This window comes from Methanoculleus caldifontis, from assembly GCF_032842345.1.
GTDB lineage: Archaea > Halobacteriota > Methanomicrobia > Methanomicrobiales > Methanoculleaceae > Methanoculleus > Methanoculleus caldifontis.
This window is the reverse complement of the sequence record NZ_WBKO01000001.1, coordinates 825,190-838,465: the sequence shown is the minus strand read 5'-3', so window position 1 is coordinate 838,465 and position 13,276 is coordinate 825,190. Positions and strand designations below refer to the sequence as shown.

Annotated in this window: 15 protein-coding genes and 1 tRNA gene; 13 read left to right on the top strand and 3 right to left on the bottom strand. The window is 66.2% G+C overall.

Going from position 1 to position 13,276, the window contains the following annotated elements:
* Positions 1-31: 31 nt before the first annotated feature.
* The 5 genes from F8E02_RS04405 (at position 32) to thsA (ending at position 4,751) form a co-directional block, all read left to right on the top strand.
* Complete coding sequence (locus F8E02_RS04405) at positions 32-889, top strand: ribose-phosphate diphosphokinase (RefSeq protein WP_317064255.1); 858 nt, start codon at positions 32-34, stop codon at positions 887-889.
* The gene (gene rtcA / locus F8E02_RS04400) at positions 876-1,859 is read left to right on the top strand and encodes an RNA 3'-terminal phosphate cyclase (protein WP_317064254.1); all 984 of its coding nucleotides are present in this window, start codon (positions 876-878) and stop codon (positions 1,857-1,859) included. The genes F8E02_RS04405 and rtcA overlap by 14 nt, the downstream gene beginning before the upstream one ends.
* Positions 1,856-2,311 (top strand): NOB1 family endonuclease, encoded by a 456-nt coding sequence (locus tag F8E02_RS04395; RefSeq protein WP_317064253.1) that lies wholly within the window; start codon positions 1,856-1,858, stop codon positions 2,309-2,311. The genes rtcA and F8E02_RS04395 overlap by 4 nt, the downstream gene beginning before the upstream one ends.
* A gap of 21 nt (positions 2,312-2,332) precedes the next feature.
* The gene (locus tag F8E02_RS04390; RefSeq protein ID WP_317064252.1) at positions 2,333-2,947 is read left to right on the top strand and encodes an orotate phosphoribosyltransferase-like protein; all 615 of its coding nucleotides are present in this window, start codon (positions 2,333-2,335) and stop codon (positions 2,945-2,947) included.
* Positions 2,948-3,164: 217 nt separating this feature from the next.
* Complete coding sequence (gene thsA / locus F8E02_RS04385) at positions 3,165-4,751, top strand: thermosome subunit alpha (protein ID WP_317064251.1); 1,587 nt, start codon at positions 3,165-3,167, stop codon at positions 4,749-4,751.
* Positions 4,752-4,755: 4 nt separating this feature from the next.
* Here the strand turns inward: thsA and F8E02_RS04380 are convergent, their stop codons facing one another.
* Positions 4,756-4,959, bottom strand: a complete 204-nt coding sequence (locus tag F8E02_RS04380; protein WP_317064250.1) for a thiamine S protein — start codon at positions 4,957-4,959, stop codon at positions 4,756-4,758.
* Between the two features lie 51 nt (positions 4,960-5,010).
* Between F8E02_RS04380 and F8E02_RS04375 the strand changes: the two genes are divergently transcribed.
* The 6 genes from F8E02_RS04375 (at position 5,011) to F8E02_RS04350 (ending at position 10,064) form a co-directional block, all read left to right on the top strand.
* A tRNA-Ser gene (locus F8E02_RS04375) sits at positions 5,011-5,095 on the top strand.
* A 576-nt stretch (positions 5,096-5,671) separates the two neighbouring features.
* Complete coding sequence (locus tag F8E02_RS04370) at positions 5,672-7,561, top strand: PAS domain S-box protein (RefSeq protein WP_317064249.1); 1,890 nt, start codon at positions 5,672-5,674, stop codon at positions 7,559-7,561.
* A 127-nt stretch (positions 7,562-7,688) separates the two neighbouring features.
* Positions 7,689-8,777, top strand: coding sequence for a (Fe-S)-binding protein (locus tag F8E02_RS04365; protein ID WP_317064248.1), 1,089 nt, complete (start codon positions 7,689-7,691; stop codon positions 8,775-8,777).
* A 16-nt stretch (positions 8,778-8,793) separates the two neighbouring features.
* On the top strand, positions 8,794-9,279 hold the full coding sequence (locus F8E02_RS04360; protein ID WP_317064247.1) for a pyridoxamine 5'-phosphate oxidase family protein: 486 nt from the start codon (positions 8,794-8,796) through the stop codon (positions 9,277-9,279).
* A gap of 11 nt (positions 9,280-9,290) precedes the next feature.
* The gene (locus F8E02_RS04355) at positions 9,291-9,770 is read left to right on the top strand and encodes a hypothetical protein (protein WP_317064246.1); all 480 of its coding nucleotides are present in this window, start codon (positions 9,291-9,293) and stop codon (positions 9,768-9,770) included.
* A gap of 6 nt (positions 9,771-9,776) precedes the next feature.
* Positions 9,777-10,064: a DUF362 domain-containing protein gene (locus F8E02_RS04350; RefSeq protein ID WP_317064245.1), complete on the top strand. Its 288-nt coding sequence runs from the start codon at positions 9,777-9,779 to the stop codon at positions 10,062-10,064.
* Between the two features lie 174 nt (positions 10,065-10,238).
* On the opposite strand, the gene mch is transcribed toward F8E02_RS04350, so the two are convergent.
* Positions 10,239-11,183, bottom strand: a complete 945-nt coding sequence (gene mch, locus F8E02_RS04345) for a methenyltetrahydromethanopterin cyclohydrolase (RefSeq protein ID WP_317064244.1) — start codon at positions 11,181-11,183, stop codon at positions 10,239-10,241.
* 238 nt (positions 11,184-11,421) lie between these two features.
* Here mch and thiM point away from each other — a divergent pair, with 238 nt between their 5' ends.
* Positions 11,422-12,222: a hydroxyethylthiazole kinase gene (gene thiM, locus F8E02_RS04340; protein ID WP_317065148.1), complete on the top strand. Its 801-nt coding sequence runs from the start codon at positions 11,422-11,424 to the stop codon at positions 12,220-12,222.
* On the top strand, positions 12,222-12,857 hold the full coding sequence (thiE, locus tag F8E02_RS04335) for a thiamine phosphate synthase (protein ID WP_317064243.1): 636 nt from the start codon (positions 12,222-12,224) through the stop codon (positions 12,855-12,857). The genes thiM and thiE overlap by 1 nt, the downstream gene beginning before the upstream one ends.
* On the opposite strand, the gene F8E02_RS04330 is transcribed toward thiE, so the two are convergent.
* Positions 12,854-13,222, bottom strand: a complete 369-nt coding sequence (locus tag F8E02_RS04330; protein WP_317064242.1) for a nuclear transport factor 2 family protein — start codon at positions 13,220-13,222, stop codon at positions 12,854-12,856. The two genes, thiE and F8E02_RS04330, sit on opposite strands and share 4 nt — an antisense overlap.
* Positions 13,223-13,276: the final 54 nt, after the last annotated feature.

The window sequence follows — 13,276 nt, the reverse complement described above, 5'->3', positions numbered from 1 at the left end:
TCGTTCAAATACTTTCCAGCAAAGGTGTCCTATGAGAATAGTCAGTACCGAACGGTCCCAGGTCCTAGCAGCCCGCATCGCCGAAAAATTGGGAATTCCACTGGTTGAGACGAAATTCACCCGGTTTCCCGACGGGGAGATGTACCTCAGGTGCGGGGAGCTGGACGACGAGACCCTGATCGTCAGCAGCATTGTCGATAACGATATGCTTGTCCAGACCCTTCTTGCGATCGATGCCGCCGACCGGTCACGGATCACCCTCGTGATCCCGTACCTCGGCTACTCCCGGCAGGACAGGCGCATCCACTCCGGCGAGCCGATCAGCGCCCGGGCGGTCGCACGGGCCGTCTCGACCGGCGTCGAGCGGGTTTACATCGTCAACATCCACGACCCGGCCATCCTCGACTTCTTTACGGTTCCTGCAACGAACGTCACCATCGCCCCGGCGATCGGGGGCTACGTCGGCGACCTGCACCTGAAGAACCCCCTGGTCCTCGCCCCGGACGAGGGCGCGGTCGCGTTCGCGACCGATGTCGCCGCGGTCGGCGGGTGGGACTGCGACCATCTCGAGAAGACCCGGCTCTCGGGCGAAGAGGTCCGGATCGCCCCGAAGTCCATCGATGCCGAGGGCCGGGACGTCGTGATCGTCGACGATATCATCTCCACCGGCGGGACCCTCGCGACCGCGGCCTGCATGCTCCGCGAGCAGGGAGCCACGTCCATCCACGCGGCCTGCGTCCACGGGGTGCTCACGAGCGGCGCCTACACGCGCCTGAGGGCGGCGGGGGTCTCCTCGGTCGTCTCCAGCGACACCTACGAGAACGCCTCAAGCTTCATATCCGCCGCGAACGCTATCGTCACCGCGATCAGGGACAATGCTCACCATTGACGGGTCCCGCCTCGAAGGAGGGGGGCAGATCGTCCGGCTGGCCGCCAGCCTCTCGGCGATATCGAATACACCGATCACCGTCACCCGGATCCGGGAGAACCGTGAGAAGCCGGGGCTCGCCCCCCAGCATATCGCCGCGGTCCGGGCAACCGCCGGCACCTGCGGCGCCGAATGCACGGGACTCTCCGTCGGCAGCCGCGAGATCACCTTCACCCCCGGCCCTCTCCGGCGGGCCGACCTCGCGATCGATACCGGGACCGCGGGAAGTATCCCGCTCGTCCTCCAGGCATGGCTCCCGGCAGCCCTCGAGATCGGCGGGAGCATCACGGTCACGGGAGGGACCGAAGTGGCGCGGAGCCCGACGATCGACTACATGGACCATCTCCTCGTCCCGGTCCTCCGCCGGGCCGGCGCCTCGATCGAGGTCACGGTGCTCGAACGGGGCTACTACCCGCGGGGTGGCGGGCGCGTCCGCGTGAGGGTGGAGCGCGGCCTCCCGGGACCGATCGCGGTTCCCGGGGAAGAAGGGGCGTGCGGGCTCGTCTCCTGCTCGGCGAACCTCCCCGGCCACGTCACGGAGCGCCAGGCAGCCGCCGCCCGCGACCTCCTCCGCGACGAGGCAGGGCTCTCCTGCACCGCGACCCTGGATCCCCGCGAGGGCGGGCCGAGCACCGGGAGTTCCGTCACCGTCTGGAGCGGGGCGAAGGGCGCCGTCGCGATCGGCAGGAGGGGGCTGCCCGCCGAGGAGGTCGGGAAGGCTGCCGCCCGGGCCCTTGCGGAGGAGCACCGCAACCCCGGCACGGTCGACGTTCACCTCGCCGACCAGCTCCTGGTCTACCTCGCCCTCTGCGGCGGAGCATACAGCACCCATACCCTCTCGACGCACGCGAAGACCGCCCGCTCGCTCCTCGCGGAGTTCGGCTATCCCGTGGAGTGCCGGGAGAACAGCACCGTGGAGTTCTCCGTATGACGCTCGTCCTCGACGCCTCGTTCTTCTTTGCAGAGATCCCGGTCGAGGGGCCGGCCTGGACCACCCCTTCGGTGGTCGGGGAACTCGCCGACCTCCACGCGAAGTGCCGGTTTGAGGCCCTCGCCGCGACGGGGCTCTCGGTCCGGGAGCCCCGCGACGAGGACCTCCTGCGGGTCGACGCGGCCGCGGTGCGGACCGGGGACGCCGGGGTGCTCTCCGCGACCGATCGCGAGATCCTCGCGCTCGCGCTGGAACTCTCGGCCGTCCTCGTCACCGACGACTTCGCAGTCCAGAACGTGGCGCACCGTCTCGGCATCGAGACCCGGAGCATCCGGCAGCGGCCGGCCCGGGCGATCCGGTGGCGCTACCGGTGCAGCGGGTGCGGCCGGTACTGGCGCGAGCCGGGAGACTGCCGCGTATGCGGCGCAGCAATTAAAAGAAAACTTAAATAATCACCCGGAGATCTCTTCTCCATGTCCGCCCTCGAAGAGTTGATCACGAAGGCAAAGGCGCTTCAGGCAGATGGGCACACCCCCGGCCAGATCTCCGATGAACTGGGCCTCTCGATGGAGACGGTCACCTGGCTGCTCACCCAGCAGAAGGGGATGGAGGCCCCAAAAGACGTCCATATCGACTGGACAGAGGTGGGAAGCCATGGGATGCTCCTCTCCGACATGGCGATGATCATGCTCAAGCGCTTCCTCTACCTCACGGAGGAAGGGGCTATCCGGCCGACCGATGACACGGTCGACACGGTCGTCGGCATCGCATCCTCGGGCGTCCCGCTCGCGACCCTCATCGCCGCCGAGGAAGGGCTGAAACTCGCCGTCTATCTCCCGGCGAAGCACAGCGTAAGCGAGACCCCCACCGGGTCCCTCTCGGGGACTTTCTCGACGGTCGCCGGGCAGCGCTGCCTCATCATCGACGACGTCGTCACGACCGGGACGACGCTTGCGGAGGCGATCCGGTTCCTCAGGCGGCACGGGGCCACGCCGGTGGCGATCTGGTCGCTCTTCGACAAGCAGGGCATCCGGGAGGTCGACGGCGTCCCGATCCGCTCGCTCTTCACGATATCGAGGCTCGGCTGAGAGGCCGGCCGCACCACTTTTTCCGGAACGGGCAGAGACCCGCCCGCCTGACGTATTCCCGTTATCGACGCCCCATTCGGGGATGATGAGCGCGTATAGCCAACCGATCGGGGATCAGGCTCCGCTGATAGGCCCGGACGCCCGGCAGGGACGGGGCCTATCGATCAGTATATATAGAACCTCTGAACAAAACTAACGAACAAAGGAGGATTATACAATGCTTGCTGGACAGCCCATCATTATTTTGCGGGAAAATGTAGAGCGTACGCGCGGATTCGAGGCACAGCGCTCGAATATCATGGCTGCAAAGGCAATTGCGGCGGCCGTTCGGACTACGCTTGGCCCCCGGGGAATGGACAAGATGCTGGTCAGCTCCAGCGGTGACGTGGTGATCACGAACGACGGAGCAACCATCCTGCACGAGATGTCCGTGCAGCACCCCGGCGGCAAGCTGGTCGTCGAGGTCGCCGAGGCCCAGGACGGCGAGGTCGGCGACGGCACCACGACCGCGACCGTACTCGTCGGGTCGATGATGGAAGAGGCGGAGAAACTGCTCGCCCAGGAGGTTCATCCCACGATCATCGCCAACGGCTACCAGCTCGGCATGGAGAAGGCCCTCGCGATCCTCGAGGATCTGGCCATCACGATCGGGTTCGAGGACCGTGAGAACCTCATCAAGATCGCAGACACCGCCATGACCGGCAAGTCCATCGAGGCGGTCAAGGAGAAGATCTCCGGCATCGTCGTGGACGCGGTGCGCCAGGTCGCCACCGAGACGGGCCAGGGCACCTACGCCGTGGACGAGGACGACGTCAAGATCAAGATGCAGGTCGGGGACTCGATGCACGACGCGGAGCTCATCCGTGGCATCGTCATCGACAAGAAGCGGGTCTTTGAGCAGATGCCCGATAAGGTCACCGACGCGAAGGTCGCCCTGCTCGCCCAGCCGCTCGAGGTCACGAAGACCCAGGTGAAATCGAAGATCAAGATCACCTCCTCCGACCAGATGAAGGCGTTCGCCGAGCAGGAGCGCGAGTCTCTCCGGAAGCTCGCCGACCTGATCGTCGCCTCCGGCGCAAACGTCGTCCTCTGCCAGAAGGGGATCGCCGACGCGGTCCAGTACTACCTCGCGAGAAACGGCATCTACGCCATCGAGGACGTCAAGGAAGAGGACATGAAGTTCGCCGCGAAGGCGCTCTGCGGCTCGATCGTCAACAAGCCCGAGGAACTCAGCGAAGCGACGCTCGGCCACGCCGAAGCGGCCGAGGAGATCCCCGACGCCGACCTGACGATCATCTCCGGCTGCGAGAACCCCAAGGCCGTGACGATCCTCCTCCGGGGCACCTCCCAGCTCCTCCTCGACGAACTCGAGCGGGCGGTCTACGACGCGGCCCGGGTCGTCCAGGACGCTGTTGAGGACGGCAAGTTCGTCGTCGGCGGCGGATCGGTGGAGACCGAGCTCCAGATGCGCATCCGCGACTACGCCGCGACCGTCGGCGGCCGGGTCCAGCTCGGCATCGAGGCGTTCGCAAACGCGTTCGAGGTCATCCCGAGAACCCTCGCGGAGAACTCCGGGTTCGACACCATCGACAAGGTCGTCGCCCTGAGGAAAGCCCACGCCGACGGCGCGAGATACGCCGGGCTCAACGTCTACACCGGCGAGGTCGTCGACATGCACGAAGCCGGCGTCATCGAGCCGCAGCGCGTCAAGACCCAGGCGATCAAGAGCGCGACCGAGACGGCCATGCTCCTCGTCCGCGTCGACGACATGATGGTCACCCAGTCCGGAAGACCGGGCGCCTAATAAATCACCCGCGCGAAGAGGTCAGGAATACCTCGACCTCTTCCTCCTCGATTGTTTTATCCTGCGGGAGGCTTCTTCCGCAGAAGAATATCAGTGCAGCATCCGGGTTGATCCCGAAGGAGAGGAGAGCCTTCTCGTAGGTATCGCCCCGCAGGCCCTGGTAGACCAGCACGCCGCCGTCGGGGATGAGGGTGAAGCGACAGAGCATATCTCGATACCATTATAGCCGGAGAAGGTAAATATTCTAGGCAGGTTCCGTGCCGAGGTAGTCTAGTCCGGGAAGGCGGTGGCCTCGAAAGCCACTGGTGTTCGGCACCTCGGGAGTTCAAATCTCCCCCTCGGCGTCCATTCTGACGGGTCAAAGCCTCTTATTGTACGTTTCACGCGCAGGAGCATCGCCCTTCGCGCCTTCGCGCCTTCGCGTGAGATTGTTTACAGGGATCACGACAGGACCTCACGCGAAGTCCAAATGCTTCAACTGCTCCCCGGCGTCTCTCGATCAGGTCGTTCCATGCCGGAATCAGCCGGGCACCGGGCCCCGAACGTGCGCCGCGCAGGGCCTGTTTTGCGGACCGATCTCCAGGAGACGACTGCCGGAGATTCGAGGGCCTGCGAATCCGGCGAGGATATGCACAGGAACCCGATGAGGAAAGGCACCGGCCCCTGGGTATGCACGGGGACGAAGGGGGCCGGGTCTCGCCCGGGAATATTAATCTACCGACCCTGGCGGCTCCTGCACCGGACCTCCACGGAATCCTCCGGCAGAAACCCCTCCTCAGGAGCCGTTACCCGCACCACCGGTGCCGTAGCAAGCCTGGATAACCCCAAAAAGAGATCTTTTATGAGACCGTTACACTAATGTTGACATACGGTACTCGCTGTCCGGGGTCCCCGCACACGCCGGCCGATGGAGAAGACCCGTGTATCACTGCTTTGACGAACTGGACGATGCCGTCATCATCCTGAATCGGGACAGCACCGTCGCCTGGCTGAACAGGTCGTTTGAGGAGACGTTCGGCATCGCGAACGAGGCAGTCCGCGGAGATGATATCGGGGACTTTGTTGCCCGCCTCGCGCCCTCCATCCAGGAGGAAGGCTTCGCCGGCCGGATGGTCGAGGCGCTCCGGTGCTGGCGGCAGGTCTCGCACGCCACCTGCCGGGTGCAGACTCCCGCCGCCGGGATACGCTGGTTCTCGTTCTCCTGCCGGGCGATGACGGGCGAACACTACGCCGGGAAGGTGCTCGCCACCTTCAGGGACGTCACTGCCGAACGCGACGAGGCGGTTCGGAGCGCCCCGGATGCGGCGGCACGGACCAGGGCCGAATCGGTCTATGCCGGCATCGGGGAGACAATCCCTTACGGCATCTGGATCTGCGAACCGGACGGCGCCGCACTCTACATCTCTTCGTCACTCCTCGACCTTGCGGGAGCGACGCTTGAGGAGTGCCGGTCGGCGGGCTGGATCGAGTGCATACCGCTCAAAGACGCCGCCGGGGTGCTCGCCGACTGGAAGCACTGCCTCGAATCCGGGTGCCGGTGGGACCGCGAACTCGAGGTCGGGGGGCCCGGCGGCGGATACCGGACCATCCTCTCCCGCGGGGCCCCTATCCGGGACGATAACGGGCGGATCGTCCTCTGGGCCGGGATAAACCTCGATATCACCGGAAGGAAACAGGCCGAGGGCCTCATCGCCGTCCGGGCGGCGCAGCAGGCGGCGATCGCCGCACTCGGCCGGTTCGCCCTGGCAGGGGCGGAGCCTTCCGACCTGATGGATGCCGCGGTCAGCGCGGTGGCAGAGCATCTCGGCGTCGAGTATGCCAAAGTGCTCCGGTACCTTCCCGACGAGGACGCGTTCCTGCTCGAGGCGGCGGTGGGATTCAACAGGGGTATGATCGGCATGAAGAAGGTCGAGGGAGGGACCGACTCCCAGGCAGGGTACACGCTCCTCTCCCACGAGCCGGTGATCGTCGAGGACCTCAGAACCGAGGCACGGTTCTCCGGCCCGCCCCTCCTCCGGGACGAGGGCATCGTGAGCGGGATCAGCGTCATCATCCAGGGTGACAGAGCGCCCTACGGGGTGCTCGGCGCCCACACCAGGGCGTGCCGCAGGTTCACCCGGGACGACATCAACTTCGTCCAGGCGGCGGCAAACATCCTCGCCCAGGGGATCGAGCGGCGGGCGGCGGAAGAGGCGCTTCTCGCGAGCGAGGAGAAGTTCCGGGCGATCGCGCAGCGGAGCTTCGATATGATCTACACCTGCTACCACGACGGCGGGATCACCTACATGTCTCCTGCCGTGACCCGCATCCTCGGTTACACCCCCGAGGAACTGAACGGCCGCAGGTGCCGCGAGTATCTCAGCCCCGTATCGCTCTCCGCGTGGGGGGAGGCGCAGAAGAAGTTAGCCCGGGGCGAGTCCGTCGAGGGGCTCGAGGTCGAGTTCCGCAGGAAAGACGGATCCGTGGTGTTCGTCGAACTGAACGAGTCCCCTATCCTGGAGCACGGGAAGGTCGTCGGCGTCCAGGCGGTGGGAAGGGACATCACCGAGAGGAAGCAGAACGAACAACTGCGCCGGCAGGCATTCTGGCAGATCGAGCGGAACATCGAGCAGTTCGCCGTCCTCGGAGACCACATTCGCCAGCCGCTCCAGGTGACGCTGGGAAGAGCGGAGTTGCTGGACGACGCGGAGACGGCGGCGGTCATCCGCGAGCAGGTCGAGCGGATCAACGATTACATCCGGCAGCTGGACCGCGGGTGGGTGGAGTCCCGGAAAGTCCGCGAGTTTCTCCGGCGGCACGATACGAGTTGAACCCCGGCGGACCGTTCCGTTACACGCTCAACCCCCACCCTCCCGGCCCGGCGGCCGGTCAGGCACCCTTGCCGCCAACCCATGTTAAATAAGGGTACGGACACAGGGTAGAATAGAGGGCTGAGTGATGGCATTTGATCTATCGAAATGCGACTTCTCGCGTTGCAGAGGGGAGTGCCTCGTCCGCTGCCCATATGTATCGTATGACGAAGATGACGCAAAGAGCGCCGTGCAGGCCCTGATAAAGGGGGAACGCCACCCGATCCTGAAGGAGTGCATCACCTGCGCAGCCTGTAACGACTTCTGCCCCCGGGGCGCCGATCCCTGGGACCTCATCGCGCAGCGGCAGGAGGAGACGGGCGTTCTCGGCATCCCTCCCGACGCAAAGCCGTCGAGCGACTGGCTGACGAAACCGGCGACGGTCGTCCGGAGAGGGAAATCGGGCGGCCCGCTCATCTCCGCCGGCGGGATCTACGAGGTGGTGCCCCAGGCAGAGTTCCTGACGGGGCAGATGTTTGAGGATGCGACCATCATCGGGGGAGGGCCCTACGCGTGCGGGTTCACCGAGACCCATCTCGGCCGGGCGTCACGGCCGGTGAAGTTCCTCCCGCAGTTCATCGAGAACCTCGCTAAAGCCGCCGCAGAGTTCGGGGTCGACGAGATCGTCTTCACCCACGACGCCTGCTACAACGTGGCGACGACCCTCGCGATGCAGCGGGGCGTGGAGGTGCCCTTCCGGCCGGTCCACATCCTCGAGTACATCAGGAACTGGCTCCGCGACCACCCGGACCGGATCGCAAAGCCGCTCGGCATCAGGATCGCGGTCCAGGGCGGCTGTACGACACGCCTCGCCCCGAAGGGCGGGGACCGCGAGATCTGGTCGGACTGGCTCGCCGATATCTTCGAGATGATCGGTGTGGAGTCCGTCGAGGAGAAGCGGGTTTATACGGGAGAAGATCGGCTCTGCTGCGGGTGCGGGATCTTCCACGCCAATCACGAGCGGGCGGTCGAGATCCAGCGCAAGAACGTCCAGGACGCCGCCGACGCCGGCGCCGAAGAGCTCCTCTTCATCTGCCCGGCCTGCATCACGGTGATGCGCGGGACCTGCCGGAAGATGGAGCTTGAACCGATCTACATCACCCAGATGGTGAAACGCGCTCTGGGTGAGGAACTCGGTCCCGCCGGAGCCGCCGCGTTCGGGTATCCGGTGAAGTAACTGTGAGGTGAGAAGAATGGTGAAGTTTACTCAGGAGATGAAAGAGGCCCTGCGGGTTCCCGGCAAGGGAGGGAGCCTGGTCTATCTCTGCACGTCGAGCAGGGACGGCAACCCCAACATCGCTGCGATGCGGTTCGTCGCCACGCACATGGACGACAAGATCCTGATCGCGGATATGTTCCTCTTGAAGACGAAGGCGAACATCAAGGAGAACCCCGACGTCGCGGTCACGATCTGCCACCCGCTCGACGAGGGGCGGTGGTGGGTCTTCAAGGGCAAGGCCGTCGACATCGAGTACGGGTTCCCCCGCGAATTCGACTGGTACGGCGCAAACGCGACGGATATCTTAAACGAGTGGGGGAACTGGAACAAGGCCGAACCGCCGGACGAGGTCCCGCCCGACATCGTCTTCCCGAAGGCGGTCCAGCGCGGGGTCGTGGTCGTGCATGTCGAGGAGGCCTACTCGATCGAGCCCGGACACGCGGGGGAGAAGGTCCTGTAGGGGTGATCTGGATGACGGTAACACTTACAGAGAGGATGAAGGGATGGATCGAGGCGATGGGCTGCCACCTCTGCGTCGCGACGCCGGAAGGCGTCCCGTTTGTGGTGCTGGGGCGCTATGCCCAAGTGAGAGGCGACGGCGAGGTGGCGTTCGCCCTCGCGGAGGATGAGGCTGCGGTCATCGCCCCCGTGCTCGCGAAGAACCCGCGGGTCGCGTTCGGCGTCTCGCGGCAGGGCGGCATCCGCGCCGCGTACCAGTTCAAGGGGACCGGGGAGCTCCTCCGGTCGGGAGAGGTCTTCGATGCGGTTGCAGCAGGGGCAAAGGCGGAGAAGGAGATCGCGGCCGGGGCCGTCCTCCTCGTGCGCCTGACCGAACTCTACTGCACGAAGCCCGGCTACGAGGCCGGGCAGAGGCTCGACGGCATGGCGCCGGAGGACCTCGATGCGTGGGAGCGGCAGCGCTGGAAGGACGTGCCGCGGAAGAGGAACTGAGAGGCGATGAGCGAAGACCGGAGAGAGGCGGGCGGGAAGAAGACGCCCGACCGGTTCCCCTGGATCATCCCCTTCTCGTGCGAGGGGTGCGGGGACTGCATCGAGGTCTGTCCGACCGGCTCGATCGTCCTCGTGGACCTGGGAAAGAAGATCGATAAGGCCTGGATCACGGGCCCCGATACCTGTATCGGCTGCGGGAAGTGCGCACAGGCCTGCGTGGTGGGCGCCGTGCAGATGACGTCCTACGTCGAGAAGGCGCTTCAGCGCTACCGCGAGAAGACGACCCCGGAGTGAGTCCGGGGGTCCGAACCCTTCTTTTAACTCGTTTATCTACAGGGCCTCCCGCGAGTAAAGAGCAGATGGGGGCGGCGGGGTCTCACGCGAAGCCGCGAAGGCCGCGAAAGGTGCTTTCCCTCTCTTCGCGGCTTCGCGTGAGCTAACAGACAAAGAACTCCTGGAAGGAATCTTCTACAGGACCCCGAACGATTCGAGCAGCACGTCGCGGTTCAGGCCGCCGAAATGGTAGACCTCGCCGGAGGTGCTGTCGTTGACCGTCACCTCCGCCGGCGAGAACGCGAGCAGGGAGTCCACCTTGAGGAAGTCGTAGCCGGCATCCTTGAGCACCCGGCCGAACGGCCGCCCGTAGTCGGGGGACGTCCGGGAGGGAAGGGTCGCAAAGACCGGGTCGTAGCCCTCCGCGACGAGGGAGACCGAGCCGTAATAGATGTTGCAGTCGTTGGTTGTTCCCATCGCGTCGATACCGCTCCTCTTTACGGGCGCGACCGGCGACCGTCCCGCCGCGTGGCGGATCAGGCGGACATCGTAACCCTTCTCCTCGAGCTTGTGGAGGGTCGCCGTGACGACCCGCCCGGAGATCTGGACCGAGCCGACCAGGCTCCGGGTCGGGGCGACGAGGACGTAGAGGTCTTCCGGACCGATGCCGCACTTCTCCGCGATGAATTCCGTGACCTTCTCGTCCGGGAGGGTATCGGCTTCGAGCGCGAGGATGCCGGTCCGGGAGGTGTCGCGGTAGCCGATCCTGTTGTAGGTCTCTTTCGGCTTCAGCGCAAGCGCCCGCGCCGGGCCCGAGGCCATAGCGGAGTAGTCTCCAGCCTTCAGCACCCATCCCGCCTTCTGCGAGCCGAGACAGGCAAGGGCGGGGTGCTCGATAGCGAGGTGCAGGAACGGGACGGGGATGTCCCCCACCCGCCCCATGGTTATCGCCGCCGTCGCGAGCCCCGCAAGGCAGACCTCGACAAAGAGTGTCCCCGCCCGGTAACTCCCGGGGACGTTCACGCCGCAGTCGATGCACGTCGCGCCGTTCTCCTGCTCCGCGACCGCGATGCCGAGCTCGTCCCGGCGGTCGATCATCTCTCTCACGGCGGGAATCGCCGTGCTGTTGATGCTCAGCATCGTCCCTCACCCCTCTAACGGTGGATAGGCTGCGGAACACTTTAGTGGTTCCCTTCCGGGCACGTGGGGAGGGTTCTCACGGTCACCCGGGAGCCGCGTTTCTCCGACGACTTCGGGCGGGGATCGTGTACATCGGTGAGAACCTCAGACGCCCGGCGACCGGTTTTATGCGATTGCCCGCCAGAGATCTAGGGTAGTTATGCCGGGCAACACGACAGAAGGCTCATCGGCACACATGATGGACGGCGCGATCCCCGCCGGCCTCCTTGCCGCCGTGCGGTCGAAGCGGCCGCTCATCCACCACATCACGAACAGCGTCACGATCAACGACTGCGCGAACATCACGATCTCTGCCGGGGCCGCTCCGGTGATGGCCGAGGCGCCCGAAGAGGTCGCCGATATGGTCGCCGCCGCCGGCGCCCTCGTCCTGAACATCGGGACGCTCTCCGCCACGCAGGTCGAGGCGATGCTCGCCGCCGGCCGGAGGGCGAACGATCTCGGCATCCCGGTAATCCTCGACCCGGTCGGTGCGGGGGCGACGCCGTTTCGGACCGCGGCGGTCCTGCGGCTCCTCGACGCCCTCGAAGTCGCCGTCCTGAAGGGGAACGCCGGGGAGATCGGCGTCCTCGCCGGGACCGGCGGGAGCGTCCGCGGGGTCGACTCAGGCGGGGTCACGGGCGATCCCGTCGAGACGGCACTGGCGTGCGCCCGTGCCATGGGGACCGTCGTCTCGATGACGGGAGCAGTCGACGTCGTCACCGACGGCAGCAGGGTCTACCTGGTCAAAAACGGCGTCCCGGCGATGGACCGCCTCTCGGGAACCGGGTGCATGGCCGCCTCGGTCACGGCGGCGTTCGTCGCGGTCGCGGACGATCGTGCGGTCGCTTCGGCCGCGGCGCTCGCGGCCTTCGGCCGGGCAGGGGAGCGGGCGGCGGCAGGCGCTCGCGGCCCTTACTCGTTCCGGACGGGGCTCTTCGACGAACTCGCCGGGCTCACGCCCGACGACCTCGGCCAGCACGCGCGGATCGAGGAGCGGTGATGGGGTACGACCTCTACGTAGTCACCGACGAAGAGATCGGTCGCGGCCTCTCCCACGCGGAGCTGGCCCGCCGCGCCGTGGCCGGGGGCGCGGACGCGGTCCAGCTCCGCGACAAACGGCTCTCCGGGAGGGGCCTCCTTGAAGCGGCCCTCGCCGTCCGCGAGGTCACTCTGGATGCCGGAGCGCTCTTCATCGTGAACGACCGCCTGGACGTGGCCCTCGCGGCCGGCGCCGACGGGGTCCACCTCGGCGCAGGCGACCTCCCCGTCAGGGAGGCGCGGCGGATCGCCCCGCCGGGGTTCGTCATCGGCGCCTCGGTCGGGTCCGTCGATGCGGCGGTCCGGGCCGCGGCGGAGGGGGCCGATTACGTGGCGCTCAGCCCGACGTTTCCGACCGGGTCGAAGAACGACGCCGGACCGGGCCATGGGCTCGCCGTGCTCTCGGAGATCAGGGGCGCGGTCTCTCTCCCGCTCGTCGCGATCGGGGGGATCACCGCAACGAACGTCGGCGACGTCATCGCCGCGGGGGCGGACGGCATCGCGGTGATCTCAGCGGTCGTCGGACAGGAGGACGTCACCGGCGCCGCACGGGACCTCCGGGCCCGGATCGCCGCGGCGAAGGCGAGAGGGTGTTAATCCATCCCTCCAACCTCCTGGACAGCAGGCGTCCGCTGGTGAAAGGCCGCCCGCCACCGGCCCTTGTTCCGGGCATACACCGTCGAGACGTAGAGCGTATGCCCGCCGAGGGAGACGGTGTAGACGAGGACGGCGTTCTCCTCCCCGAGGGGCACGACCCTCTCGTCCGAGAGCGCATACGCCGGCAGTTCGAGCGGGTTCTCCGCGATCTCGCGGATGATCTCCTCGCGGTTCAGGACCCCAAACGGCGTGACGATCAGCGCCTCCGGCGCGAGGTACTCCCGGTAGAACCCGGCGTCCCGGGTATCCGCGGCCTTCCAGGCCCGGTTCTCGATATCGCAGAGAACCGCCAAGAGGTCTTCCATGAGGGCAGGTAGACGCACGGGCCGTTGATAACCTTTCCCGTAGAAGCCTGCCCG

Bases quoted from the DNA above. Each gene is read 5' to 3' on its own strand.
- F8E02_RS04405 (WP_317064255.1), top strand. From the start codon at position 32: ATGAGAATAGTCAGTACCGAACGGTCCCAGGTCCTAGCAGCCCGCATC.
- rtcA (WP_317064254.1), top strand. From the start codon at position 876: ATGCTCACCATTGACGGGTCCCGCCTCGAAGGAGGGGGGCAGATCGTC.
- F8E02_RS04395 (WP_317064253.1), top strand. From the start codon at position 1,856: ATGACGCTCGTCCTCGACGCCTCGTTCTTCTTTGCAGAGATCCCGGTC.
- F8E02_RS04390 (WP_317064252.1), top strand. From the start codon at position 2,333: ATGTCCGCCCTCGAAGAGTTGATCACGAAGGCAAAGGCGCTTCAGGCA.
- thsA (WP_317064251.1), top strand. From the start codon at position 3,165: ATGCTTGCTGGACAGCCCATCATTATTTTGCGGGAAAATGTAGAGCGT.
- F8E02_RS04380 (WP_317064250.1), bottom strand. From the start codon at position 4,959: ATGCTCTGTCGCTTCACCCTCATCCCCGACGGCGGCGTGCTGGTCTAC.
- F8E02_RS04365 (WP_317064248.1), top strand. From the start codon at position 7,689: ATGGCATTTGATCTATCGAAATGCGACTTCTCGCGTTGCAGAGGGGAG.
- F8E02_RS04360 (WP_317064247.1), top strand. From the start codon at position 8,794: ATGGTGAAGTTTACTCAGGAGATGAAAGAGGCCCTGCGGGTTCCCGGC.
- F8E02_RS04355 (WP_317064246.1), top strand. From the start codon at position 9,291: ATGACGGTAACACTTACAGAGAGGATGAAGGGATGGATCGAGGCGATG.
- F8E02_RS04350 (WP_317064245.1), top strand. From the start codon at position 9,777: ATGAGCGAAGACCGGAGAGAGGCGGGCGGGAAGAAGACGCCCGACCGG.
- mch (WP_317064244.1), bottom strand. From the start codon at position 11,183: ATGCTGAGCATCAACAGCACGGCGATTCCCGCCGTGAGAGAGATGATC.
- thiM (WP_317065148.1), top strand. From the start codon at position 11,422: ATGGACGGCGCGATCCCCGCCGGCCTCCTTGCCGCCGTGCGGTCGAAG.
- thiE (WP_317064243.1), top strand. From the start codon at position 12,222: ATGGGGTACGACCTCTACGTAGTCACCGACGAAGAGATCGGTCGCGGC.
- F8E02_RS04330 (WP_317064242.1), bottom strand. From the start codon at position 13,222: ATGGAAGACCTCTTGGCGGTTCTCTGCGATATCGAGAACCGGGCCTGG.